11 protein-coding genes are annotated in these 21,567 nt (G+C 67.3%); 1 reads left to right on the forward strand and 10 read right to left on the reverse strand.

The features are described 5' to 3' along the window. Window positions 1–2: 2 nt before the first annotated feature. The 6 genes from MB1_RS05485 to MB1_RS05510 form a co-directional block, all read right to left on the reverse strand. On the reverse strand, window positions 3–875 hold the full coding sequence (locus MB1_RS05485) for an ABC transporter ATP-binding protein (protein ID WP_066904603.1): 873 nt from the start codon (window positions 873–875) through the stop codon (window positions 3–5). 22 nt (window positions 876–897) lie between these two features. Further along, window positions 898–1,968, reverse strand: coding sequence for a FecCD family ABC transporter permease (locus MB1_RS05490; protein ID WP_066904994.1), 1,071 nt, complete (start codon window positions 1,966–1,968; stop codon window positions 898–900). A gap of 35 nt (window positions 1,969–2,003) precedes the next feature. Beyond that, on the reverse strand, window positions 2,004–3,080 hold the full coding sequence (locus tag MB1_RS26185) for an iron chelate uptake ABC transporter family permease subunit (protein ID WP_066904996.1): 1,077 nt from the start codon (window positions 3,078–3,080) through the stop codon (window positions 2,004–2,006). Between the two features lie 105 nt (window positions 3,081–3,185). Further along, entirely contained in the window at window positions 3,186–4,844 is a 1,659-nt protein-coding gene (locus MB1_RS05500; protein ID WP_066904997.1) for a (2,3-dihydroxybenzoyl)adenylate synthase, read from the reverse strand. Window positions 4,845–4,877: 33 nt separating this feature from the next. Beyond that, window positions 4,878–5,663 carry a 2,3-dihydro-2,3-dihydroxybenzoate dehydrogenase gene (locus MB1_RS05505; RefSeq protein ID WP_066904999.1) on the reverse strand — a complete coding sequence of 262 codons (786 nt, stop codon included), beginning with the start codon at window positions 5,661–5,663 and terminating at the stop codon, window positions 4,878–4,880. An 11-nt stretch (window positions 5,664–5,674) separates the two neighbouring features. Continuing rightward, window positions 5,675–6,832, reverse strand: coding sequence for an isochorismate synthase (locus MB1_RS05510; RefSeq protein WP_084350961.1), 1,158 nt, complete (start codon window positions 6,830–6,832; stop codon window positions 5,675–5,677). A gap of 116 nt (window positions 6,833–6,948) precedes the next feature. Here MB1_RS05510 and MB1_RS05515 point away from each other — a divergent pair, with 116 nt between their 5' ends. Continuing rightward, window positions 6,949–7,821, forward strand: a complete 873-nt coding sequence (locus tag MB1_RS05515) for a siderophore-interacting protein (RefSeq protein WP_066904609.1) — start codon at window positions 6,949–6,951, stop codon at window positions 7,819–7,821. Here the strand turns inward: MB1_RS05515 and entS are convergent. The 4 genes from entS to MB1_RS05535 are packed head-to-tail and all read right to left on the reverse strand — an operon-like array spanning window position 7,812 to window position 21,560. After that, window positions 7,812–9,071: an enterobactin transporter EntS gene (gene entS, locus MB1_RS05520; RefSeq protein WP_066904612.1), complete on the reverse strand. Its 1,260-nt coding sequence runs from the start codon at window positions 9,069–9,071 to the stop codon at window positions 7,812–7,814. The two genes, MB1_RS05515 and entS, sit on opposite strands and share 10 nt — an antisense overlap. Continuing rightward, window positions 9,068–9,322 (reverse strand): phosphopantetheine-binding protein, encoded by a 255-nt coding sequence (locus tag MB1_RS05525; protein WP_066904615.1) that lies wholly within the window; start codon window positions 9,320–9,322, stop codon window positions 9,068–9,070. The genes entS and MB1_RS05525 overlap by 4 nt, the downstream gene beginning before the upstream one ends. After that, window positions 9,319–13,905, reverse strand: a complete 4,587-nt coding sequence (locus tag MB1_RS05530; protein WP_066904618.1) for a non-ribosomal peptide synthetase — start codon at window positions 13,903–13,905, stop codon at window positions 9,319–9,321. The genes MB1_RS05525 and MB1_RS05530 overlap by 4 nt, the downstream gene beginning before the upstream one ends. Continuing rightward, on the reverse strand, window positions 13,902–21,560 hold the full coding sequence (locus MB1_RS05535) for a non-ribosomal peptide synthetase (protein WP_084350963.1): 7,659 nt from the start codon (window positions 21,558–21,560) through the stop codon (window positions 13,902–13,904). The genes MB1_RS05530 and MB1_RS05535 overlap by 4 nt, the downstream gene beginning before the upstream one ends. Window positions 21,561–21,567 lie beyond the last annotated feature (7 nt).

Genomic DNA, 21,567 nt, shown 5'->3' on the forward strand with positions numbered 1-21,567 from the left:
ACCTACCGGAACGCCGATCGACGATCGGGGCGGCTGCGCGCGAGCGGCACGACCATCGGGGTCGCGGTTTCGGGATCCTCGATGATGCGGCAGGGCAACCCGAAGACCTCCTCGACCAAGTCGGCGGTGATCACCTCCGCCGGCCGGCCGCGCGTCACGATGCGGCCCTCCTTCATCGCGATGATGTTGTCGGCGTATCGGCACGCGTGATTGAGGTCGTGCAGAACGGCGACCAGAGTGCGCCCGTCGAACCGATTGAGATCGGCGAACAGCTCGAGGAGCTCGATCTGGTAGGCGATGTCGAGAAAGGTGGTCGGCTCGTCCAGCAGGATCAGCGGGGTCTCCTGCGCGAGTACCATCGCCACCCACACCCGCTGCCTCTGACCGCCGGACAGCTCATCGACCAGCCTCCCCGACAACTCGGCGACACCGGTCGCCTCCATCGCATGCGCGACGGCGGTCTCGTCGGCCACCGACCAGTGCGTGAAGATCTTCTGGTGCGGAAACCGGCCGCGGGCGACGAGGTCGGCCACCCGGATGCCGTCGGGCGCGATCGAGGACTGCGGCAGCAAGCCCAATCGCTGCGCCACCTCCTTCGACCGATAGGACCCGATCGCCTTGCCGTCGAGCAGAACCGTGCCGGCGCTCGGCGCCAGCAAGCGGCACAGCGCGCGCAGAAGTGTGGACTTGCCACAGGCGTTCGGTCCGACGATCACGGTGAATTCGCCGTCCGGGATATCGACGCTGAGCGCCTCACAGATGACCTGCTTGTCGTAGCCGATGGTGATGTCGTCCGCCCGCAACCGTGCGCGTGGTGCCGCGATCGGTATCCGGGCCACGTCGTCGCGACTGCACACATCGCCGGAATCGGTCATCTCTTCCCTCACTAACGAAAACCTATTGCCGACGCGCTTCGTGGGCGAGCAGCCAGATCAGGTACATCCCACCGATCGAGACGGTCATCACCCCGACCGGCAGCCGACCCGAGAACGCCGTTTGAGCGAGCAGGTCGCTGCCCGCCAGCAGGAACGCCCCCATCGCCGCCGACGGCAGCAACGCCACGCCTGCCGTTCGGGTCAGCCGTCGGGCGAGTTGCGGAGCGGCCAGCGAGATGAAGGCGATCGGCCCGGCCGCTGCGGTACCGACCGCCGTCAGCGCCACGCCGCCGACGATCATCGCCAATCTGGTCGGCTCGGCTCGGACGCCGAGGGCCTTTGCCGCGTCGTCGCCCATTTCGAGAATCGGCATGAACCGGGCGATCAGCGCCACCGGAATCACCAGTGCGCCGAGGATGATCACCACCGGAGTTGTTTGCGCCCAGCCGATCCCGTTCAACGTCCCGGCACCCCAGGCCGCCGCATACATCGCGCTGTCGAGATCAGCCTTCAGTAGCAGCCAGGTGTTGACCCCGGTGAGGATGGCGCTGACCGCGATCCCGACGATGATCAATCGGAAGCCCTGAACGCCACGCTTGAACGCGAGAAAATACACCAGCAGCGCCGTCGCCACGCCGCCGCCGAGCGCCCCGATCGCCACCGGGTAGGCCCCGCCGGTACCCAGCACCAACATGACGACCAGGGCGCCGGTATATGCGCCGGTATTGAATCCGATGATGTCGGGGCTGCCGAGCGGGTTGCGGGTCAGGGACTGGAAAATCGCTCCGCTCAGGCCGAAGGCCGCACCGAGCAGCAGGGCCATCAGGATGCGCGGCATCCGCCAATCGAGGACGACCATTCGCTCATTGCGGGATCCCTCACCGAACAGGACACCCACAACCCGAGCGGGTGAAATCGAGAACCCGCCGGTCCCCAGCGCAACCAATGAGACGGCCACCGCAGCGACCAGCAGTAGCGCGATGACGATGACGGCACGGATGTCAACCCGGCCGGATGGCACCCCGGAACCGACGCGCAGGATCGCCAGCCGTCGGCCGAAATCGATCGAACCGCCCGATCGGCGCCGGACGATGCCGCCGGGGTCGGTCCCGGCCGGTGGCCGGGCGCTCACAGTCCGCTTGCCTTTTCGCGGCGCACCATCGCGATCAGCACCGGCGCTCCGACCATGGCGCTGATGATCCCGACCTGCAGCTCGCCGGGCCGAACGACGACTCGGCCCAGGATGTCGGACAGCAGGAAGATGCTCGGGGCCAGCACGACGGTGTAGACGAGAATCCACCGCTGATCGGGACCGATCAGCCATCGCGCGATATGCGGAACCATCAGCCCGAGGAACATGATCGGTCCGGCCGCCGCCGTCACCGCGCCGCAAAGAAGGGTAATCGCGATCACCCCGATGATCCGGGTTCTGGTGATGTTGGCACCGAGCGACCTGGCGAGGTCGTCACCCAATGCCACCGCATTGAGCGAATTGACGATCACCGCCGCCAGCACCAATCCGATGGCGATGAAAACGCCGACCGCCGCGGAGATATCCAGTCCGCGGCCCGCGATCGAGCCGGCGGTCCAGAATCGCATCTTGTCGAAGGCATCCGGGTTGAGCAGTGTCATTCCGAAGGTCACGCCGCTGAGAACGGCGCCGAGGGCAACGCCGGCGAGCGTCAGTCGGATCGGCGTCGCCCCTCCGCGCCCCAGCGACCCGAGGCAGTACACCGCGACCGTCGCCAGAACCGCGCCGAGAAAGGCGAACCAGATATAGGTCCAGATACCGCCGAGGCCGAGAAAGCCGACCGCGATGGCAACGGCGAACGCCGCACCCGAGTTGACCCCCAGAATTCCGGCATCGGCAAGCGGATTGCGCGTCAACGCCATGATCAGCGCTCCGGCTACCCCGAGCGCGGCGCCTGCGATGACACCGAGCACGGTGCGCGGAATACGCATGTCCCACAGAATGATCCGCTCATCGGGATACGCATCGGAGAACAGCGCATCCCAGATGGTTGCGAACGGAATATCCTTGGCGCCGACCACCAGGCTCAGGATGCACACGCCCACCAGGACCGCCAGTGCCACCAGCCAGCCGACAACCCGCCGCCCATTGGTCGCCGCCACACCATTGCGGGCGGACCTATCGGCATGCCGCAGCCCGCCCGCTGCACGCTCCTGCGCCGACGTGGCCGTCATCGCCGACCGCGATCGCCGGGTGCGCGGTTCATCGCCCGCGGGGGTGCGGCCGGGCGCCGGAACCACAACGGCGCCGGTCCGTGGGCGGATCGACCACCGATTCCGCTACCTGCGCAGTTCATCCTCCAGCGCCTTTCGCAATTGTGTCTTGCTGATCTTGCCGACGCCCGTCACGGGAAACTCGTCGACGAAGACCACGGCATCCGGAACCTTGTAGGCGGCCACCCCCCGCCCGCGCACGAACCTCTTGAGTTCGACCGCAGTCGGGATCTCACCGTCATCCGTCCGGCGGGGTATGACGAAGGCGCACGTCCGCTCACCCAGGTACTCGTCGGGTTGCGACACCACGGCCACGTCGACGACGGCATGGTGCGCGAGCAGGTGGTTCTCGACCTCCTCGGCCGCCACCTTCTCGCCACCGCGATTGATCTGATCCTTCGCTCGGCCTTCGACCACGATGTAGCCGTCCTCGGTGACCCGCACGATATCCCCGGTTCGATAGAACCCGTTCGCGTCGAAGGACGCCGAGTTGTGTTCCGGGGCATCGTAGTAGCCACGAATGGTGTAGGGACCGCGTGTGAGAAGATGACCGGCCGAGCCCACCGGAACCGGCTGCCCGTCGTCGTCGACCACCAGCACCTCGTCGGCCTCACTGATCGGGCGCCCCTGCGTCGAGACAATCGTCGACTCGGCATCGTCGAGCCGCGTGTAGTTGACCAACCCCTCCGCCATGCCGAAGACCTGCTGCAGGGTGCATCCGAGTTCCTCTCGGACTCGGCGAGCCGCTTCGGCGGAGAATTTTGCACCCCCGACCTGCAGCACCTCCAGTGAGCTCAGATCGTGGCGCTCCCGATTCGGCGCGTTGAGCCAGCCGATCGCCAAAGGCGGGACGAGGGACGCCATCGTGATCCGCTCACGTTCGATGAGCTCGAAGGCTGTCGACGCCAACGGATCGGGCGCCATGACGATGGTCCCACCGGTATGCAGGACTCCCAGAACTCCCGGTGAGCTCATCGGAAAGTTGTGCGCCGCCGGGAGAACGACCAGCATGCGCGTGGACCTGCCAACCCCGCAGATCTCGGCGGACGCACGGACCGAGTAGAGGTAGTCGGCGTGGGTACGGGGTATCAGTTTCGACACCCCGGTTGTCCCGCCGGAGAGTTGTAGGAAGGCAACGTCCTCCGGTGCGGCCCGTGGGGACTCGACGGCCGCCAGTTCGTCCGGATCGCCGTCCACCGAGGTGTGCGCGACGAACTCGGCGGCTTCACCGACCACGACAACCAGCGGCGGATGATCGACAGATCGGGTCACCTCGCGAGCGAGGCCCCGGTAGTCGAATCCACCGAAGGTTTCGGGTACGAGATATCCCGCCGCACCTGACTTTTCCACGAAGTGTGTAATCTCCCGGTGACGGTGCGCCGGAAGCGAGAACACCGGAATGGCGCCGATCCGGAAGACGCCGAACAGCATCCACACGTACTCGGCGATATTGGGCAACTGCACCACCACGCGGTCACCCGGCCGTATCCCCTGCCCGAGCAACCCCGCCGCGAAGCGGTCGGCGCGGTCGGCGACCTCCCGATAGCTGAATCGCCGATCCCCGTCGACGACGGCCTGGTGATCCGGATAACGAGCCGCTCGGGTCGACAGGAACGTTCGAAACGTCTCATCCGTCCAGTAGCCCGCGGCTCGGTAGCGCGTGGCGAACTCCTCGGGAACGCGGGGCACGTTCTTCAGCGGTGATCGCGGGGGCGACATTCGCATCATCGTCGTTCTCCTCGTCGAATTCGGAGCCGGTCAGGACCGCAACGTCGCGCCACCGTCGACGTACAGCGATTGCATGGTGATGTGACGGGCGTGATCGGACAGTAGAAACTCGACCGCGTCGGCGATATCCTCTGCAGCGGCCAGCCGACCCAAGGGAATTCCGGACTTGAAGGTTGCCAGGTCCCCGCGGATGACCGGTTCGGCGTGGCGGTCGTCGTCAGGATCGGCCCACATCGATCGCTGCATATCGGTATCGGTCGATCCGGGAGCGACGATATTCGTGCGAATGCCGTATCGCGCCAACTCCAGTCCGAGAGTCCTGGTGATCATGGTCGCCGCCGCCTTCGATGAACCATAGGCACCCATCGACATGCGCGGAATGCCCGCAGCATTGGACCCCACGACGACGATCGACCCGCGGCGACGTTCCCGCATGGCTCTCCCGATAGATTTCAGGACGTTGACCAATCCGAAAACGTTGACATCATATGTTTTTCGCCAATCCGAGTCGTCCGAGTCGAGTATGGCGTCGGTGCTCAGAATGCCGGCGACGTGCGCCAGCGCGTCGATGGGCCCCATACCGCTCTCGACGCCATCGACAGCGTCCGCCACCGCAGCGGCATCCCGAATGTCGACGACGTGAGTCTCGCATCTGCTCGCGACCAGCTTCGCGGTCTCCGCCAACCGGTCCCGGTCGATATCGAGGAGAGCAAGCGACGCGCCGGATCGGGCCAGTGTGGTGGCCACCGCCCGACCGATCCCCTTCCCCGCCCCGACGACCACCGTCACTCCGTCACTCCCGGTCCTGTCGTTCATGGCGATGTCGATCACGACCGACGGACCCCCAGCGCCTCCAACACGGTGCCGAACTTGGTGTCGGTTTCGCGCAGTTCGCTTTCCGGATCGGATTCGGCGACGATGCCCCCGCCGGCATAGGCGGTCACCCGACGTCCGTCGGCGCCGATCTGCGCGCACCGGATCGACACCATCCAGTCACCGTCACCGTGGGCGTCGCACCATCCGACGGCTCCGCCGTAGAAGGCTCGATCGCCCTCCAGGCGGTCGATGACCTCGTACGCCAGGTCGGTGGGTGTGCCGCAGACGGCTGGGGTCGGGTGCAGTGCGACGGCGAGTTCGAGCGATGTCGTCGACGAATGCCGAAGGACGCCTTCCATCGGAGTGCCGAGGTGCCAGAGCTGCGGAGTATGGGTAAGACTGGGCGCATCCGGCACGGTCAGGGAGGAACAGAACGGCTCGAGGGCAGTTCGAATCGCGTCGACCACGAAGGCGTGCTCACGCAGGTCCTTTGTCGACTCGAGGAGGTCCCCGCCGTTCCGGCGATCCGTCCGAGGGTCGGCGTGCCGGGGAGCCGAGCCGGCGAGCGGATGACAGGTCACCCTGGAGCCCCGTCTGCGAATAAGGACCTCAGGACTGGAACCCACCAGAGATGTCCCGACGAATGCTCCTCCGGCAGCGCTCAAATCGACATAATAGCCGTCCCCCGTCGGAGTTCTCTCCACGAGAGCAGACAGCAGATCGAGTGGTGCCAGCGCCACCTCCGAGCGCAGCGTCATGCGGCGAGCCAGCACGACCTTCATCAGCGGACCGGTCTGTTGTCGAAGCAGGCGCACCACGGTTGCGACCCGCTCGAGGTGTTCGGATGCATCGCTGCCCGAGATCGCCCACTCGGGCATCCGTTTGGGGGAAACGGTCGGCGCCCATCCAGCCGCAGTCATCGTCAGCGACTCCGGGACGGACAGTGCGCTCGGATGTTCACGGGCGAAGGGGATCGCGCCGACCATTGCGGGCGCTGCGCCGGAACGCAGGGCCTCGACGGCGGAAGCCACCGCGTCGAAGGTCCGTCGCATCCGCCGCGCGACAACCGTTCCGTACGGCCGGGACAGAACGAAGCCGATGGTGTCCACCGAAGCGTGCTCGGCGGTGGGATCCCCGGGATCGGTCAGCACCCTCGTCCGTTCGCTCATTCGCCCTCGCTCCCCATTCGATCCGATTAGTTAGCCTATACTTGCCGCAGGCCCGCCGGGAAGCTCCCATGCGCCCGCACCTTTCCCGCCACAACCTTCGACGACGAAAGGCAGCGATGAACTCCTCGGACGCCCGCCGGGACGACGCTCGACCCGCGGACCTGCCTCCGGGCACCCTGCCGAGCACCATCGTGGTGACTCGGGTCGTCGATGTGACACCTCGCATGCGGCGGGTCACGTTCGGCGGACAGGGGGTTGCGACCTACGCCGCGGACCCCTCGCGCGTACCGAACATCAAATTGGTGTTCCCCGATCCCGAGACCGGCGAGCTCGAACTGCCCGTCGGCAGTGCCACCGGCCGACTGACCTGGCCGCACCCCGGCATACGTCGCCGCGTCCGCACCTACACGATCCGTCACCTCGATGCCGCCAACTCCACGATGGACATCGACTTCGTCCGACACGGCGACGAGGGTCTCGCCGGCGCCTGGGTCGAACGGGCGGTACCCGGTTCGGCCATCGGCGCGGCCGGCGGCGGGGGCATCACCGCCCCGCGGTCGGACTGGTATCTGATCGTCGGCGACGAAACGGCACTGCCGGCGATCGGCCGCATGCTCGAACAGTTGCATCCCCGGGCGCGTGGTGTCGCGCTCGTCGAGATCGACAATCCCGCCGAACGGCAGGCCCTGACCAAGCCGGACGGGGTGCTGATCGATTGGCTCTCCCGCGACGGCGCCCCTGCCGGTACCACCGACCTGCTGGTCGACGCCGCTGCGGCGGTGGCCCTTCCCGACGACGACTCGTCGGTATTCGCATGGGTGGCGGCAGAGTCGAAGCCCGTGCTGGCCATGCGCCGATACCTGCGACAGGACGCAGGTATCGATCGCAAGGCCACCCTGGTCATCGGGTACTGGCGCAAGGACGCGACCGAAACCGAGTACGGGCAGGCGTCGGATCACGACCGGGACTTCGACGAGCACTACGAGTAGGAGTGGCCGTCGGGCGTGGCGACGGGTTCGGAAAACCGTCGGAGAGTCGGCAACGCCAGGGTGAGGATCGTCGTCGCGACCAGCCCGGTCAGGCCGTAGATCAGCAGCGCATAGTCGACCGGAACCAGGAAGGCGACCACGCCCGCGATCATGGATCCCACCGAGGCACCGGCGGTCACCTGGGCCGACCACACGCCGGCCACCCGGCCGCGCATCTCGTCGGGGGTGTGCTTCTGTACGGTCGCGTACCGCACGATGTCCGCCACCGCGTCGCCGAATCCGTGTGCGGCCAAACATATCAGCGCCAGGGTCAGCACCGATCCGGCACCGGCGCCGACTAGGCCCGCCGCGGAGACGAACATCGCGATGAAGATCGCGAGCCCCACCCGTCGGAGGGACGAGGTCCACCCACTCGACAGTGAACCGAGGGCGGCACCGACCGCGGGGGCGGCGTACAGCAGGCCTACGGCGGTCGATCCCACCCCCAGCACCGTCGTCGCGTACTCCGGTATCAGCACCGCCCAACCGGCGAGGATCATCGTGACGAAACCGGCGACGAGAACGCCGCCGATGATCGTGTTGCCGAAGGCGTATCGAATACCCGAGGCGATCGACCGCAGCGGTGAATCCGTGGCGGCGTGGGTCGGCGGCAGTGCGGGAAGGCGGGTGATGCAGAACGTGGTGACGAAGGTTGTGATCGCCGCACATCCATAGGCCGTCGCGAAATTCCCTGCGGCGATCACGATCCCGCCGAGCGCCGGGCCGACCATCGATCCCACATCGGCGGTCAGCGCCATCAACGCGCCGGCCGCGGGAAGCTTGTCGCGGGGAACGAGGGTCGGGGTCACCGCCATCAGCGCGGTGGCCGAAACCCCACCGCAGAATCCGTCGACGGCGGCGCAGAGGTAGATCACCCACAGTTGCGGTTCGGGCAGCATCGCGTTGACCGCCAGCAGCGTGAACATCACGCCCACCGTTCCGCGGGCGAGCGCGATGACCACCCGGCGATCGAACCGATCCGCCAGCACACCTCCGGCGAACGTGCCGAGGAAGGTCGCGAGGCCGAGGATCGTCGCGACCAGTGCCACATGCGTCGTCGAACCGGTCAGCCGAAAGGTCTGCAGCGGCACGGTGACCGCAAGGATGCCGAGGCCGAGGATCGAGACCACCCGGGCGATGAACAGGTACCGAAAGTCTCGGCTCGTCCGAAGCGGCGACACATCGAGAACGAACCGTCGGACATCGATCACCGGTCGTCGCCGGCGGAGCTGACCAGTGAACTGATCCAACGCTCGAGGATCGGAGCGCTCGCCAGGGAGACGAAATCGACATCGAATCCGTCGGCCTGCCACTTCTCGACAAGCGCCATCAGGCGAAGGGAGTCGAGTCCGTGGTCGGTGAGGTCGGCCGCGGCGTCCAACTCACGGACATCGATGTCGAGAATGCGAGCGATGTCCGCCACGATCTGCTCGGCGGACGCTGCCCTGGCTGCTTCGGTCATATGCGTTCCTTCGCTTCGGGATGTGTCAGTTCGATCAGTACGTCGACGAAAGTGCTCGAAATGCGCCGAGTCCCCTCGGCGGCGAGAACCCCCGTCACGCCGGCCCACTCGCAGACCAGCAGCGGACCGTCCGCGGAATCCTCGATCAGGGCATCGAATTGCAGCACATGGTCGGCCGGGGTGGCGGGGTCGATCGTCCCGCCGAGAGCACCGACCTCAGGCGCTCCGCTCCACGACTCGCCGTGGTTCTCGCCGAGCGTCGATCGCCCGAGATAGTTGAACAAGATCTCGGGACCTCGGACGCGGGCGAGGGCGCCGACGTTTCGGAGTACCCCGTGCCCGACGCCGCCATCCGGAATCGCTCGCATCTGTTCGGCGACGCCGGCGACGATGCAAGCGGCTGCTCGGCCACCGGTGACGTCCAGTAGCACCGGGGCGATCGCGGTGAACCACCCGACGGTCCGCGACAGATCGACACCGTCGACGAGATGCTCGACGCGGCCGTGCGATTCGATGTCGATCCGCAACGGACGATTTCGACCGGTGATACGAACAACCGTTACCGCCAGCGCAGCCGCGAGTACGTGGTCGACACCGACCCCGGTACTCGATGCATAGTCCAGGACCGCGATGGATGTTTCGATCGTCACCGGTGACACCGCGCGGCTGACGTCACCGACGCGATCGCGCGCCGGATCGAGGGCCCGACCGCCGAGTCGCGGCTCCAGATCCGCGCCCGCGTCGATCGCGGCCCACAGTGGTTTCTGCGCGCGCAGTCGTTCGGAGGCCGCCGCCCGCCGCAATCCGATCGCCCACTCCCGGAACGAGGTACCCGCGGACAATAGTTCCGGCCTGTGACCGCGACGGACAGCCGACCACGCGGCGGCCAGGTCGGGTACGAGGATTCGCCAGGAGACGCCGTCGATCGCCAGGTGGTGGACGATCACCAGCAGTCGGCCGGCCTGTCCGGCCCCGCGATCGAACCACACCATCCGCACGATCCGCCCCGCCGCCGGATCGATCGCCCGAAACGTCAGCTCGCGCTCGCGCTCCAGGACGCCCATGAACTCGGCTGCCGACAAGCCGCACACATCGACCCGGCGAACCACCTGCGCGCCGTGCGCGGGGTCCGATTCCGGGACGGTCCATCGCACCTCGTCACCGGTACCGGAGAGGACCGACCGCAGAATGGGGTGCGTGTCGAGCAGGCACCGGGCGGCTGCCACCAGATCGGCCTCGGTCGTCGACTCGGGGGTGATCAACAGCCGGGCCTGGCAGAACCGCCGGAACGCGCCGCCGCGACGAATGGTTGTGACCACCACCGGGGTCGGCGGAATGTCACCAACGGCCTCGACCGCGGACGCCCGAACGCCCGGTTCCGGTCCGGCTGCGGTTCGGGCACGCACCCGTGCCGCGATACCGGCCACGGTGCGACCCTCGAATACATCGCGAGCGGTGACGTTCAGCCTACGTGCGCGCACCAGGGAGACCAACTGAATCGACACGATGCTGTCGCCACCGAGCGCGAAGAAGTCGTCGTCGATCCCCACCTGATCGAGACCGAGCGCCGCGGCGACAACCGATGCGACAGAGGACTCGATCTCGTCGCGCGGAGCGGTGGCCGATACCAGGGCGGCGAAGTCGGGATTCGGCAATGCCGCCTTGTCGATCTTGCCGTTCGTCGTGGTGGCGAATCGCTCCACGGTGACGATGGCGGCCGGAATCATGTAATCGGGCAGTGTTGCTGCCAGGACCCGCCGAAGGGTCGGACCGTCGACGGGAGCACCGAAGCCGCGTACGTAGCCGACCAGCCGGGCGGCGCCTCGATCATCGACGTGCACGGTGACCACCGATTCCGCTATGGCGTCGATCGCCTGCAGAGCCGACTCGATCTCGCCGAGTTCGACGCGATGCCCACGAATCTTGACCTGATCGTCGGCTCGTCCGAAGAATCGCAGGAGGTCGTCCCGCTCGACAGTGACGACATCGCCGGTACGGTACATCCGGGTGCCGGGGGCGCCGAAGGGGTCTGCGACGAAGCGGGTCGCGGTCACCCCCGCGGCACCGACGTACCCGCGGGCCAGACCGGCTCCGCTGACGTACAACTCGCCGGCCGCTCCGTACGGCACCGGCCGCAACCAGGTGTCGAGGACTCGCGCACCGCTGCCGTCCACCGGCGAGCCCACCGCCGGGCGCGGAGTGTCCCCGACATGCGCGACCAGCGCGTCCACCGTCGATTCGGTGGGTCCGTACAGATTGACGGCCGTCATCCGCGCCCCGCGAAGCGTCGACCACAGGGAGTCGCCGGCCGCTTCGCCGCCGAACCCGACCGCTGCGGGCCTGTGCGCGGGGTCCGACAGCATTCCGGCAGCGATCGCTCCGTCCAGGACCGACGGCGTCACTTCGACGAAATCGAGGCGATCGTCGATCATCATCCGTGCCAGCAGGACCGGGTCGCGCATGGTCTCCCGGTCGGCGATATGCACCTTGTGCCCACTGAACATCCACAACAGCGGCTGCCACGATGCGTCGAAGCCGAGCGACCATGCATGCGCCACACCGATTCGCTCGCGGCCGGCTTTCGCGGCGATCGGATCGTGGAGCGCGCGGCGATGACTGCTCAGCAGTGCGGACAGCCCGCGGTGGGTGACGGTCACGCCTTTCGGCCGTCCGGTGGAGCCGGACGTGAATATCACGTAGACAGCCGAATCGGGCAGAACCGGTCCCCGCCGGTCGAGGTCGGTGACCCGGTCCGAGGACTGCGCGTCCGGATCGACATCGCCGGGTCGCTCCAGCACCAGAACCGGGCAGATCGACCGGGCCGCGTCCGCACCGACGTCGGCGGTTGCCGACGACGCCAGCACCAGCATCGGCCGGACATCCGCGACGATGCCCCGCGATCTGGTACTCGGGGACGCCGGATCGAGGGGAACGTACACACCTCCGGCCTTGATGACCGCCCAGAGCGCAACGATCGCGTCCACGGTCCGTGCGGTGACGACGACCACGGGCACCTCGGGCCCGACACCCCTGTCGATGAGACACCGCGCCAGTTGATTCGAGCGGCGATCGAGATCGTCGAAGGTGATCGACTGACCGCCGCCGACCACCGCTGGGTGAGGCCCATGGTTGTCGACGCATTCGGATACCGCTGTCAGCATCGTGCTCGGGGCCACGGGCCTCCACATCTCCCGCACCGGGGGCAGAACCGCCTTCCGGATCGGGTATGCGCCGAGTTGGTCGGTCGTCGAGGCGGTGGACAGCCAGACGATGATGTCCACCAAGCGATCGCCGTACTCCTCGATGTCGGCGGCAGCGAACAACGATGGTTGGTATTCGATCGCCACGTCGAGGGTGGTATCCATCTGCACGACCAGTGCCAGCGGAAAGTTTGTCGCGTCCCGTCCCTCGACCGCCTCGACGGTGAGACCACCCGCGCGCTGGGCACGCGCCAGCGCCGCACTGTCCACCGGATAGCTTTCGAAGACGACCACCGTGTCGAACAGGTCGCTCATCCCGGTACGTCGCGCGATCTCGGTGAGACCGACATGTTGGTGGTCCATGACGGAGACCGATTCCGTGCGTACCCGATCCAACAGTCGGCGACCGGCCTCATTCGGGTCCAGCCGAATACGGACGGGCACCGTGTTGATGAACAGGCCTATCATCGCCTCGATATCCGCAACCTCGGGAACGCGCCCCGACACCACAGCGCCGAAGGTGATGTCCGTTCGCCCGGTCAGCGAACCCAGCAGGATCGCCCACGCCGTCTGCACCACCGTATTGGGCGTGATACCAGCACTCCGGGCGAGGTTCACCATCCCCGTTCCGACCTCATGGGTAACCGCTATGCGTTGCACAGCAGGCATTTCCGGTGAACGAGCCGCCCCGCTCGGAGCGATACTCGTCGGCCCGTCCAGGCCCTCCAGGTACGCCGCCCACGCCCTCGCCCCCTCCTCGGGGTCCCGGGTCGCCAGCCAGGTCAGATAGCGCTTGAAGGGTCGAACCGGCGGGAGCACCGCGGCGTCGCCGCCGGCGGCGTACACCTCGAGCAGTTCCCGGATCAGCAAGGGGATCGACCACCCGTCGAGCAGCAGGTGGTGCGAGGTGAAGATCAACCGCCACCGGTTGCTGCGCAGCCGCACGAGGGTAAACCGCAGCAGTGGCGCCACCGCGGGATCGAACCGTTGCGCCGCGTCGGCGGCCCGAACGGACGGATAGGACGCGTCCTCTGCGTCCTCCCGATCCTCGCGCAGATCGACAGTGCGCCAAGGTACCTCGACGGTGCGCAGCACGACACCGATCGGATCGCCGTTCCTGCGCAGCCGGAAGCAGGTGCGGAGGGTGGCGTGGCGGTCGAGCAGCGCTTGCGCACTGCGGCGCAGTGTCCCCTCGTCCAACTCGCGACCGGGAACACTCGTCAGCTCGAGGACCTGCTGCACCACGTACACATCGTCGGCATCCTCGGCGAGGGCGGAATGGAAGTAGATGCCTTGCTGCAGCGGTGTCAGCGGAACGACGTCCTCGAGGAGCTTCCGGGACGCGCTGGGCCGCGTTCGCTCCGACGGTGCAGTGCCGGTCATAGGAGATCCACTTCCGCTTCGAGTTCAGCCAATTCGTCGAGTCCGAGGCCGACATAGGTCAGGTCCGACGACGACCGGCCGCCCGCTTCGGGACTGCGGGCGTGCACCACCAGCGCACCGAGCGCCTCGACGAAGGCATGCGCGAGCCGCACCACCGTCGAGTCATCGACGGCATCGGCCGCATAGCTGAACTCGGCGCGCAGGTGTGGACCATCGGGACCGTCGAGGGTGGCCGCGTTGATCTCCAGCAGATGATCGAGTGCCATTCGCGGGTCGAGCGCTCCGCCGAAGGGCCCCTCGTCCGAGGCGGCCGACCATGCGGCGCCGGAGGTCTCCCCCAGAGTGGTCCGCCCGAGGTAGTTGAACACCACCTCCGGAGCCGTGTACGTCGAGAACTGCTGCCGAAGGGTCTCATGGACATAGCGCAGCAACCCGAACCCGATGCGTTCCTCCGGAACCGAACGGAGCGAGTCCTTCACGCCCTTCAGCGCGGTACCGGCGGATGGTCCACCCGCGAACGCATCGTCGAGATCGATAGTGGACAGGTCGAGGGATACCGGAAACATCGAGGTGAACCACCCGACGGTGCGCGACAGATCGGTGCCCGGCACAAGATGGTCGCTGCGACCATGCCCTTCGAGATCGACCGCAACCGGTCCGGTTCCTGTGGTCCGCCGCACCGCCAGCGCCAGCGCGGTCAGCAGAACGTCGTCGACCCCAGCATGGAACAGCGCCGGGATATCGGTCAGCGCTACGGCCATCACGTCCGGTGCAGCCGTGACGAGATGCGTACGCGTGGAGCCGATCGTGTCGATCGCCGGATCGAGTGGACGCGAACCGATCCCGCTTCTCGTCGTGCCGGACAACCACTGCGGCAGGTGACGCACGATCGAATCGTCGGTCGCCAATGTCGTGATCGCCAGGGCCCAGTCCCGAAACGGGGTGTTCTCGTCACGCACCCGGACCGGGGCACCGGCCTGCGCGGCTTCGAGCGCGGCGCGAAGATCGTCGACGAGTATTCGCCAGGACACCCCGTCGATCGCCAGATGGTGCACGACGATCAGTAGACGGCCGAGCGCCGCCGGGCCGGCATCGAAGTGCACGACGGCGATCAGCCGGCCCGCATCGAGGTCCAGCGACTCGTAGGCGTCCTCGGCGGCGCCGGCCATCGCCGCCTCGCGATCGGTCCGGTCGGCGAGATCGATGGTGCGTACGACGGTCTCGGCGCGAAGCGAGCCCGGCTCCGCAACCAGCCAGCGCGGTCCGGCCGCGGTACGGGTGAACCGGGCCCTCAACAGATGGTGCACATCGAGGACGGCCTGGACGGCCGAGAGGAGGTCCGACCCGGTCAGCGCGGGAGCGATCAGCAGCCGCGCCTGACCGTATCGGTTGGGCAGCGCACCGCGCTCGAGCGCATCACAAACGATCGGCGTCAACGGCACCTCGCCGGTACCCGATCCGCGCTCGATCGCCACCGCAACCTCACCCGCCGACGCGACCTGCGCCAACGCCCCGGGGGTCCGATACTCGAACACCTGACGGGCGCTGACCACCACACCCGCCTCGCGCAGCCTCGAGACCACCTGGATCGACAGGATGCTGTCGCCGCCGAGGGCGAAGAAGTCGTCGTCGACACCGACCGACGGCAGGCCCAGCGCACGCGCAAAGACGTCGCAGAGGGCCGCTTCCGTTGCCGTTGTCGGCGGCGTCCCCGTGACCGTCGACGCAATGTCCGGTTCCGGTAACGCTGCCCGGTCGATCTTTCCGTTCGCTGTCGTGTCGAAAGCCGGCAGGATCTCGATATGCGCGGGCACCATCGGCCCCGGCAGACGTTCGGCCACCTCGGCACGAACTCGATGAGCGTCGAGGTCGGCGCCGACGACGTAGCCGACCAAACGCACCGCTCCATCCGCCCCCGGCCGGATCACCGCCGCGGACTCCCGCACGCCGGAGCACCGCGCCAATGCGGACTCGACCTCACCCAGTTCGATGCGGTAGCCACGAATCTTGACCTGGTGATCGACGCGACCGACGAACTCGACCGCTCCACCGCGTCGCCTGCGCACCATGTCGCCGGTGCGGTACATCCGGGTGCCGTCGCCTGCGGGGTCGGCGACGAATCGCACGGCGGTCTGCGCGGGCAGGCCGATGTATCCGCGGGCCAATCCGGTGCCGGATACGTACAACTCACCGACCGTGCCGTCGGCGACCGGTGCCATCCATTCGTCGAGGATTGCGATCCCTCGTCCGGGTAACGGTTCGCCGATGTTCACCTCGGTCCCGGCGATGATCTCCGCCCAGGTCGAGTCGACGGTGTTCTCGGTGGGGCCGTAGCAGTTCCGGGCGAGCAGCTCCGATTCGGCGAGGCGATTCCACAACGATGCCCGGATCGCGTCCCCGCCGACGGTCACCGACCGCGGTGTGTGGGATGCCGTATCGATCAGGCCCTCGTCGAGCAGCGCTTCGAGCATCATCGGCACGGTGTCGACGTGATCGATGCGGTGGGTGCGCACGTACTCGATGAGGGCCACCGGATCGGACGCGACCTCCTCGGGGGCCAGGTGCAGGGTGTGCCCATCGAACATCCACAGCATCGGTGCCAGCGACGAATCGAACGCGCTCGAGTACATCGACAGCACCCGGCTGTTTGCTTTCGCCCGCCGCAGGATTCCGGCGCGGTACGCCCCCAACAGCCCCAACACCGCGCCGTGCGAGACGACGACGCCCTTCGGCCGACCGGTCGATCCCGATGTGAAGGTCGCATAGAGCCCCTGCTGTGCCGTCGGTGCCGCGACCTCCACCGATGTTCGGTGGGCCGAATCGGCTGTTACCTCGAAGTTCTCGTCGATCACCAGGCTCACACCCGCATCGGCCACCATGGCGGCGATCCGATCGGCCGGGTAGGTCGGATCGAGCGGCACGACCAATCCCCCGGCCTTCGCGATCCCCCAGAATGCGACGACGGTGTCGATCGAGCGCGGGAGGAGGACCCCGACGGCGTCCTCGGGGCCGACTCCTCGGGAGATCAGGGCTCGGGCCATCCGATCAGCTGCGGAATCGAGCTCGGCGAAGGTCAGGGATCGATCCGCGGCGACGACGGCGGTCCGGTCGGGGTACGCCCGGACGGACTCACGCATAACGGTGACCAGCGAGGCGTCGGCCGGAACATCGATCGGCTCGCCGTACCGGGGAGCTCCGGCGCCGAGGGTGACGTCGATATCGCGGAGCCGAGCACTCGGCCTGGCGATCACCTGACGGATGACCGCCAGGAGTTGTTCCACCATCGTCACCACGGTGTCGTGGTCGAACAGGTCTACCGAGTAGTCGATGACCAGTTGCGCGGTCGATGCCCCGGGATCTTCCTCGAGCGCGACTGCCAAGTCGAATTTCGCTGCACCGGAGCCGTACTCGACCCGCTGGCCCGTACCGCCGAATAGGTCGCCGAAGTCTCGACCGGCGGCTCGGCGGTAATCGATCAGAACCTGGAAGAGCGGATGGCGCCCGTACACGCGAGGAGGGTCGAGGACGTCCACGAGCATGTCGAACGGCACGTCCTGATGCGACAGGGCGGCCAGGTCGGTCTCCTTGACCCGAGCCAGCAGGGTGCCGACATCGGGGTTGCCGGACAGGTCGGTGCGTAGCACGATCGTGTTGACGAACATCCCGACCATGCTGTCCAGCGCCGGATCCCCACGGCCCGATACCGGGGTTCCGATCGGAATATCGGTACCCGCGCCGAGCTTGGCCAACGTCAGCGCGGTGACGGCCTGGAGGAACATGAATGGGGTGACACGTTGGGCTCGTGTGAGGGCAATGATCGCCGTCATCGTCTCGCGGTCGAGATCGGCGGTGACGCTGCCGCCTTCGGCTCGGCCGGCGCTCGGTCGCGGACGATCGGTCGGCAGCGACAACTCCGCCGGCAGCTCGGCCAGCGTCTCGGTCCAGAATTGCAGTTGCCGGGCGAGCGGTCCGATCTCCGAATCGCCGGACATCAATCGACGCTGCCACACCGCGTAGTCCCGATAGCCGATCGAATGGTTGGACAACGATCGAACCGCGCGCGGGACGGCACCGGCAAGCCGACTGCGGTACGCGTCGGCCAGGTCTTCGAGAATCAGCGGCCCGGACCAGTCGTCGGTGGCGATGTGGTGGAGCACCAGTACGAAGACCGAGTCGCCGTTCGGCAACGACAGAATGGTGGCGCGCATCGGCGCCTCGGTGCGCAGGTCGAATGGATGGTTGGCGGCCGCCCGCACAGCGTCCGGCAGATCGTCCTCGTCGACGCCGATGGCGGTCAACGCCGTCGGGCCGCCGCGCGGCAGGACCCTGGCCGTCGGAACCCCGTCGATCTCGTCGACGACGGTACGCAACACGTCGTGAACGTCGGCGACGTCGATCAGCGCGCGCCGCAGCACCTCGACGTCGACGATCACCGACGTCCGAACGGCGAACGGCACGTTGTACATCCCGCTCGCACCCTGCAGATGGAACAGGAACCACAGGCGCTGCTGACCGTAGGACAGCGGACCGAGGTCGTCGGGGTGCGATCGCGCGACCGGTGGCAGGGTCGTGCTTTCCGACGACAGTCTCCGGGCGAGGTCGACGACCGTCGGGTGTTCGAAGACGGTCCGAACCGGTAGTTGGATGCCGAACTGCGCGGTGATACGGCTGATCAGCCGCGTCACCGACAGCGAGTGTCCGCCGAGATCGAAAAAGTCGTCGTCGATACCGACTGACCTGGTGTCGGCGATGTCGAGGACCTCGGCGAACAATGTCAGGAGGGCGCCCTCGCGGTCGTCGCGCGCTGGACGGATCGAGCGACCGCCGAAGTCCGGAGCCGGTAGCGACTTCCGGTCGATCTTGCCGTTTCCGGTTCGTGGCACCACATCGATCGGGATGACGAGCGAGGGCACCATGTAGGCCGGCAGCGATTGTTGGAGAGCATATTTCACCGTCGCGGGAGCCGCCTCGCCGACGATGTATGCGACGAGCCGATCGGCCCCGGAGGAATCCTTGCGGGCGACGACCACGGCTGCCGACACCCCGACGTGGCGTTCGAGCGCCGCTTCGATCTCGGCCGGCTCGATGCGATACCCACGAATCTTGACCTGATTGTCACCGCGTGCGACGTACACCAGTTCACCCGAGTCGAGTGCCTCGACCACGTCACCGGTGCAATACATCCGGCCGCCCGAGCCACCCGGATCGGCCACGAATCGCGTTGCCGTCAGGGCCGGCTTGCCGTGATAGCCGCGGGCGAGGCCGGCGCCGGCGATGTACAGGTCACCCGGTGCGGCAGGCAGCGTCGGGGTCAGATAGGCATCGAACACACGCAGGGACGTCGCGGCGATCGGGCCGCCGATGCTCACCGGCGCATTCGCGGCCACCTCGGCGGTGGTCGACCAGACCGTCGTCTCGGTCGGGCCGTACATGTTGGTCACCGACGCAGCCCGCGCGATCAGGTCGGCGGCGAGTCGGCTCGGCAATGCCTCACCACCTACCAGCACCGACACACCGCGGGGAAACTCGGTTCGGTCGGTCGCGGCGATGATCGACGACCACCAGGACGGAGTCGCCTGAGCGATGTTCACCCCGTGGCGGGCGGCGAGGGCGGCGATCGCACGCGGATCGCGGACCTCCTCGTCGGTTGCGATCACGACCGTCGCACCGCGAGTGAACGGCGTGATCAACTCGAGCACGGCGATGTCGAACGAGACCGTCGTGACCGCCAGCATCACCCGGTCGCCGTCGATAGCCAGTCGGGCCACCATGTCCTCGACGAAGTTGGACAGGGCGCCCGTCGGTACGACCACCCCCTTAGGATTGCCCGTGGTACCCGAGGTATAGATCAAATAGGCGGCGTCGTCGCGGTGCCGGTTGCCCAACGAGCGCGCGGGCAGGTGACCGGTGGACGGACCAGCCACGCCGACCGGGATGACGTCGCAGGCAACGTCCGGGTCGACGTCGTCGCCGACGACCAGAAAACGCACGCGCGCGTCACCGAGGATGTAGCCCAATCGGTCCCGCGGGTGTGTCGGATCGATCGGCAGATAAGCAGCGCCCACGCGGATCGTCGCGAACAGCGCGACAACGATATCCACCGACCTCCGCACCGCCACGGCGACGATGCCGCCGCGACCGGCCCCGGCTGTATGGAGCCGGTGGGCCAAGGCACCGACCCGACGTTCGAGTTCGCCGTAGCCGAGCGCGGTACCGTCGCAAACGACGGCGAGCCGGTCGGGCTCGGCGGCTGCGACGTCGGCCATCGCCGCATCCGGATCGACCCGGTCGGTCCCGTGACGGTGATCGCTGCGCGGTTCGGCAGCGACGGACCGCTCATCGTCGGCGGACAGGGAGATCAAACGCAGACGGCGATCGCCTGCCGTGCAGAACGCGGTGAGGGACCGGGAAAGCCTGTCGGCCAAAGCATCTGCCATCTCCGAAGTCACGACATCGGGGGAATACGCGAGCGTTGCCGACAGCCGGCCGGCGTCGAGCCCGGCGAAGATCGTCACCGGGAAGTTCGTGGTGTCGGCACCGGTGGCGCCGGTCAGGACGAGACCGGACCGAGCGAAGACCTGCCGCATTGCATCGCTGTCGACCGGGTAGCTCTCGAAGACGACCAAAGAGTCGAACAGTTCGGTGACGGGGGCCCGGGACGCTGTCTCCCACAGCGGGAGGTACTGCCCGTTCATCACCGCCGTCTGTGAGCTCTGGGCACGGGCAAGCACCTCGGCGATCCCGTCGCCCGCCTCGAAACAGATGCGCACCGGGATCGTGTTGATGAACAGGCCGACCATCGACTCGACACCGGGCAGATCCGGTGTCCGACCGGATACGATCGCGCCGAAGACCACGTCGTGACGGCCCAGCGTCCGGGCCAACACGAGGGCCCACGCGCATCGCAGTACCGTGCTGGGGGTCACTCCGTGGGATCGGGCGACCTCGACGATCCCCCCGTGCACCTCGGCGCCGAGGTCGACAACGCGGCGGGCGGTGCCACGCGACGTGCGGGTCGAACCGGCGGGGCCGAGCAGCGTGGGCTCGGCGACGTCCTGCAGGTGCCGGCGCCAGATATCGGCAGCCTCGGCGTGATCCTGCCGCGCGATCCACTGCAGATAGCTCTTGTAGGGAATCGCCGGCGGCAGCCTGTCGCCGGCGTAGATCGCAAACAGTTCGCGCACCACGATAGGCGTGGACCATCCGTCGATGATCGCGTGATGGAAGACCAGAACCAGCTTCCACCGATCGACCCCCCAGCGACACAAAAGGAACCGAACGAGCGGCGGCTTCGAGACGTCCATGCGGGTGTCGGTCGCTTCCCGCAGTTCCTCCTGCCAAACGTTTTCGCGGTCGTCGGCGTCGAGCGCCGATACATCGAGATCGCGCCACACAACTTCCACGCCGCGGACCACCAGGGCGGCGAGGCGCCCATCCCGGCGTGGGCGGAAACACACCCGCAGACTGCTATGGCGGACGATCAATTCCTGTGCGGCCGAACGCAGTTTGCGTGGGTCGAGGTCGCCACCGATATCGAGAACGGAATGAACGACGTAGATGTCGGAACCTTCCGGGTCGGCTGCACCCGAAAAGAGCAAGCCCTCCTGCAGCGGTGAGAGCGGGAGTATGTCCTCCAGTGACGGCCTGTGTGCCATGAGTGTG

The sequence above is a fragment of the Millisia brevis NBRC 105863 genome (assembly GCF_001552615.1).
GTDB classification, from domain to species: Bacteria; Actinomycetota; Actinomycetes; order Mycobacteriales; family Mycobacteriaceae; genus Millisia; species Millisia brevis.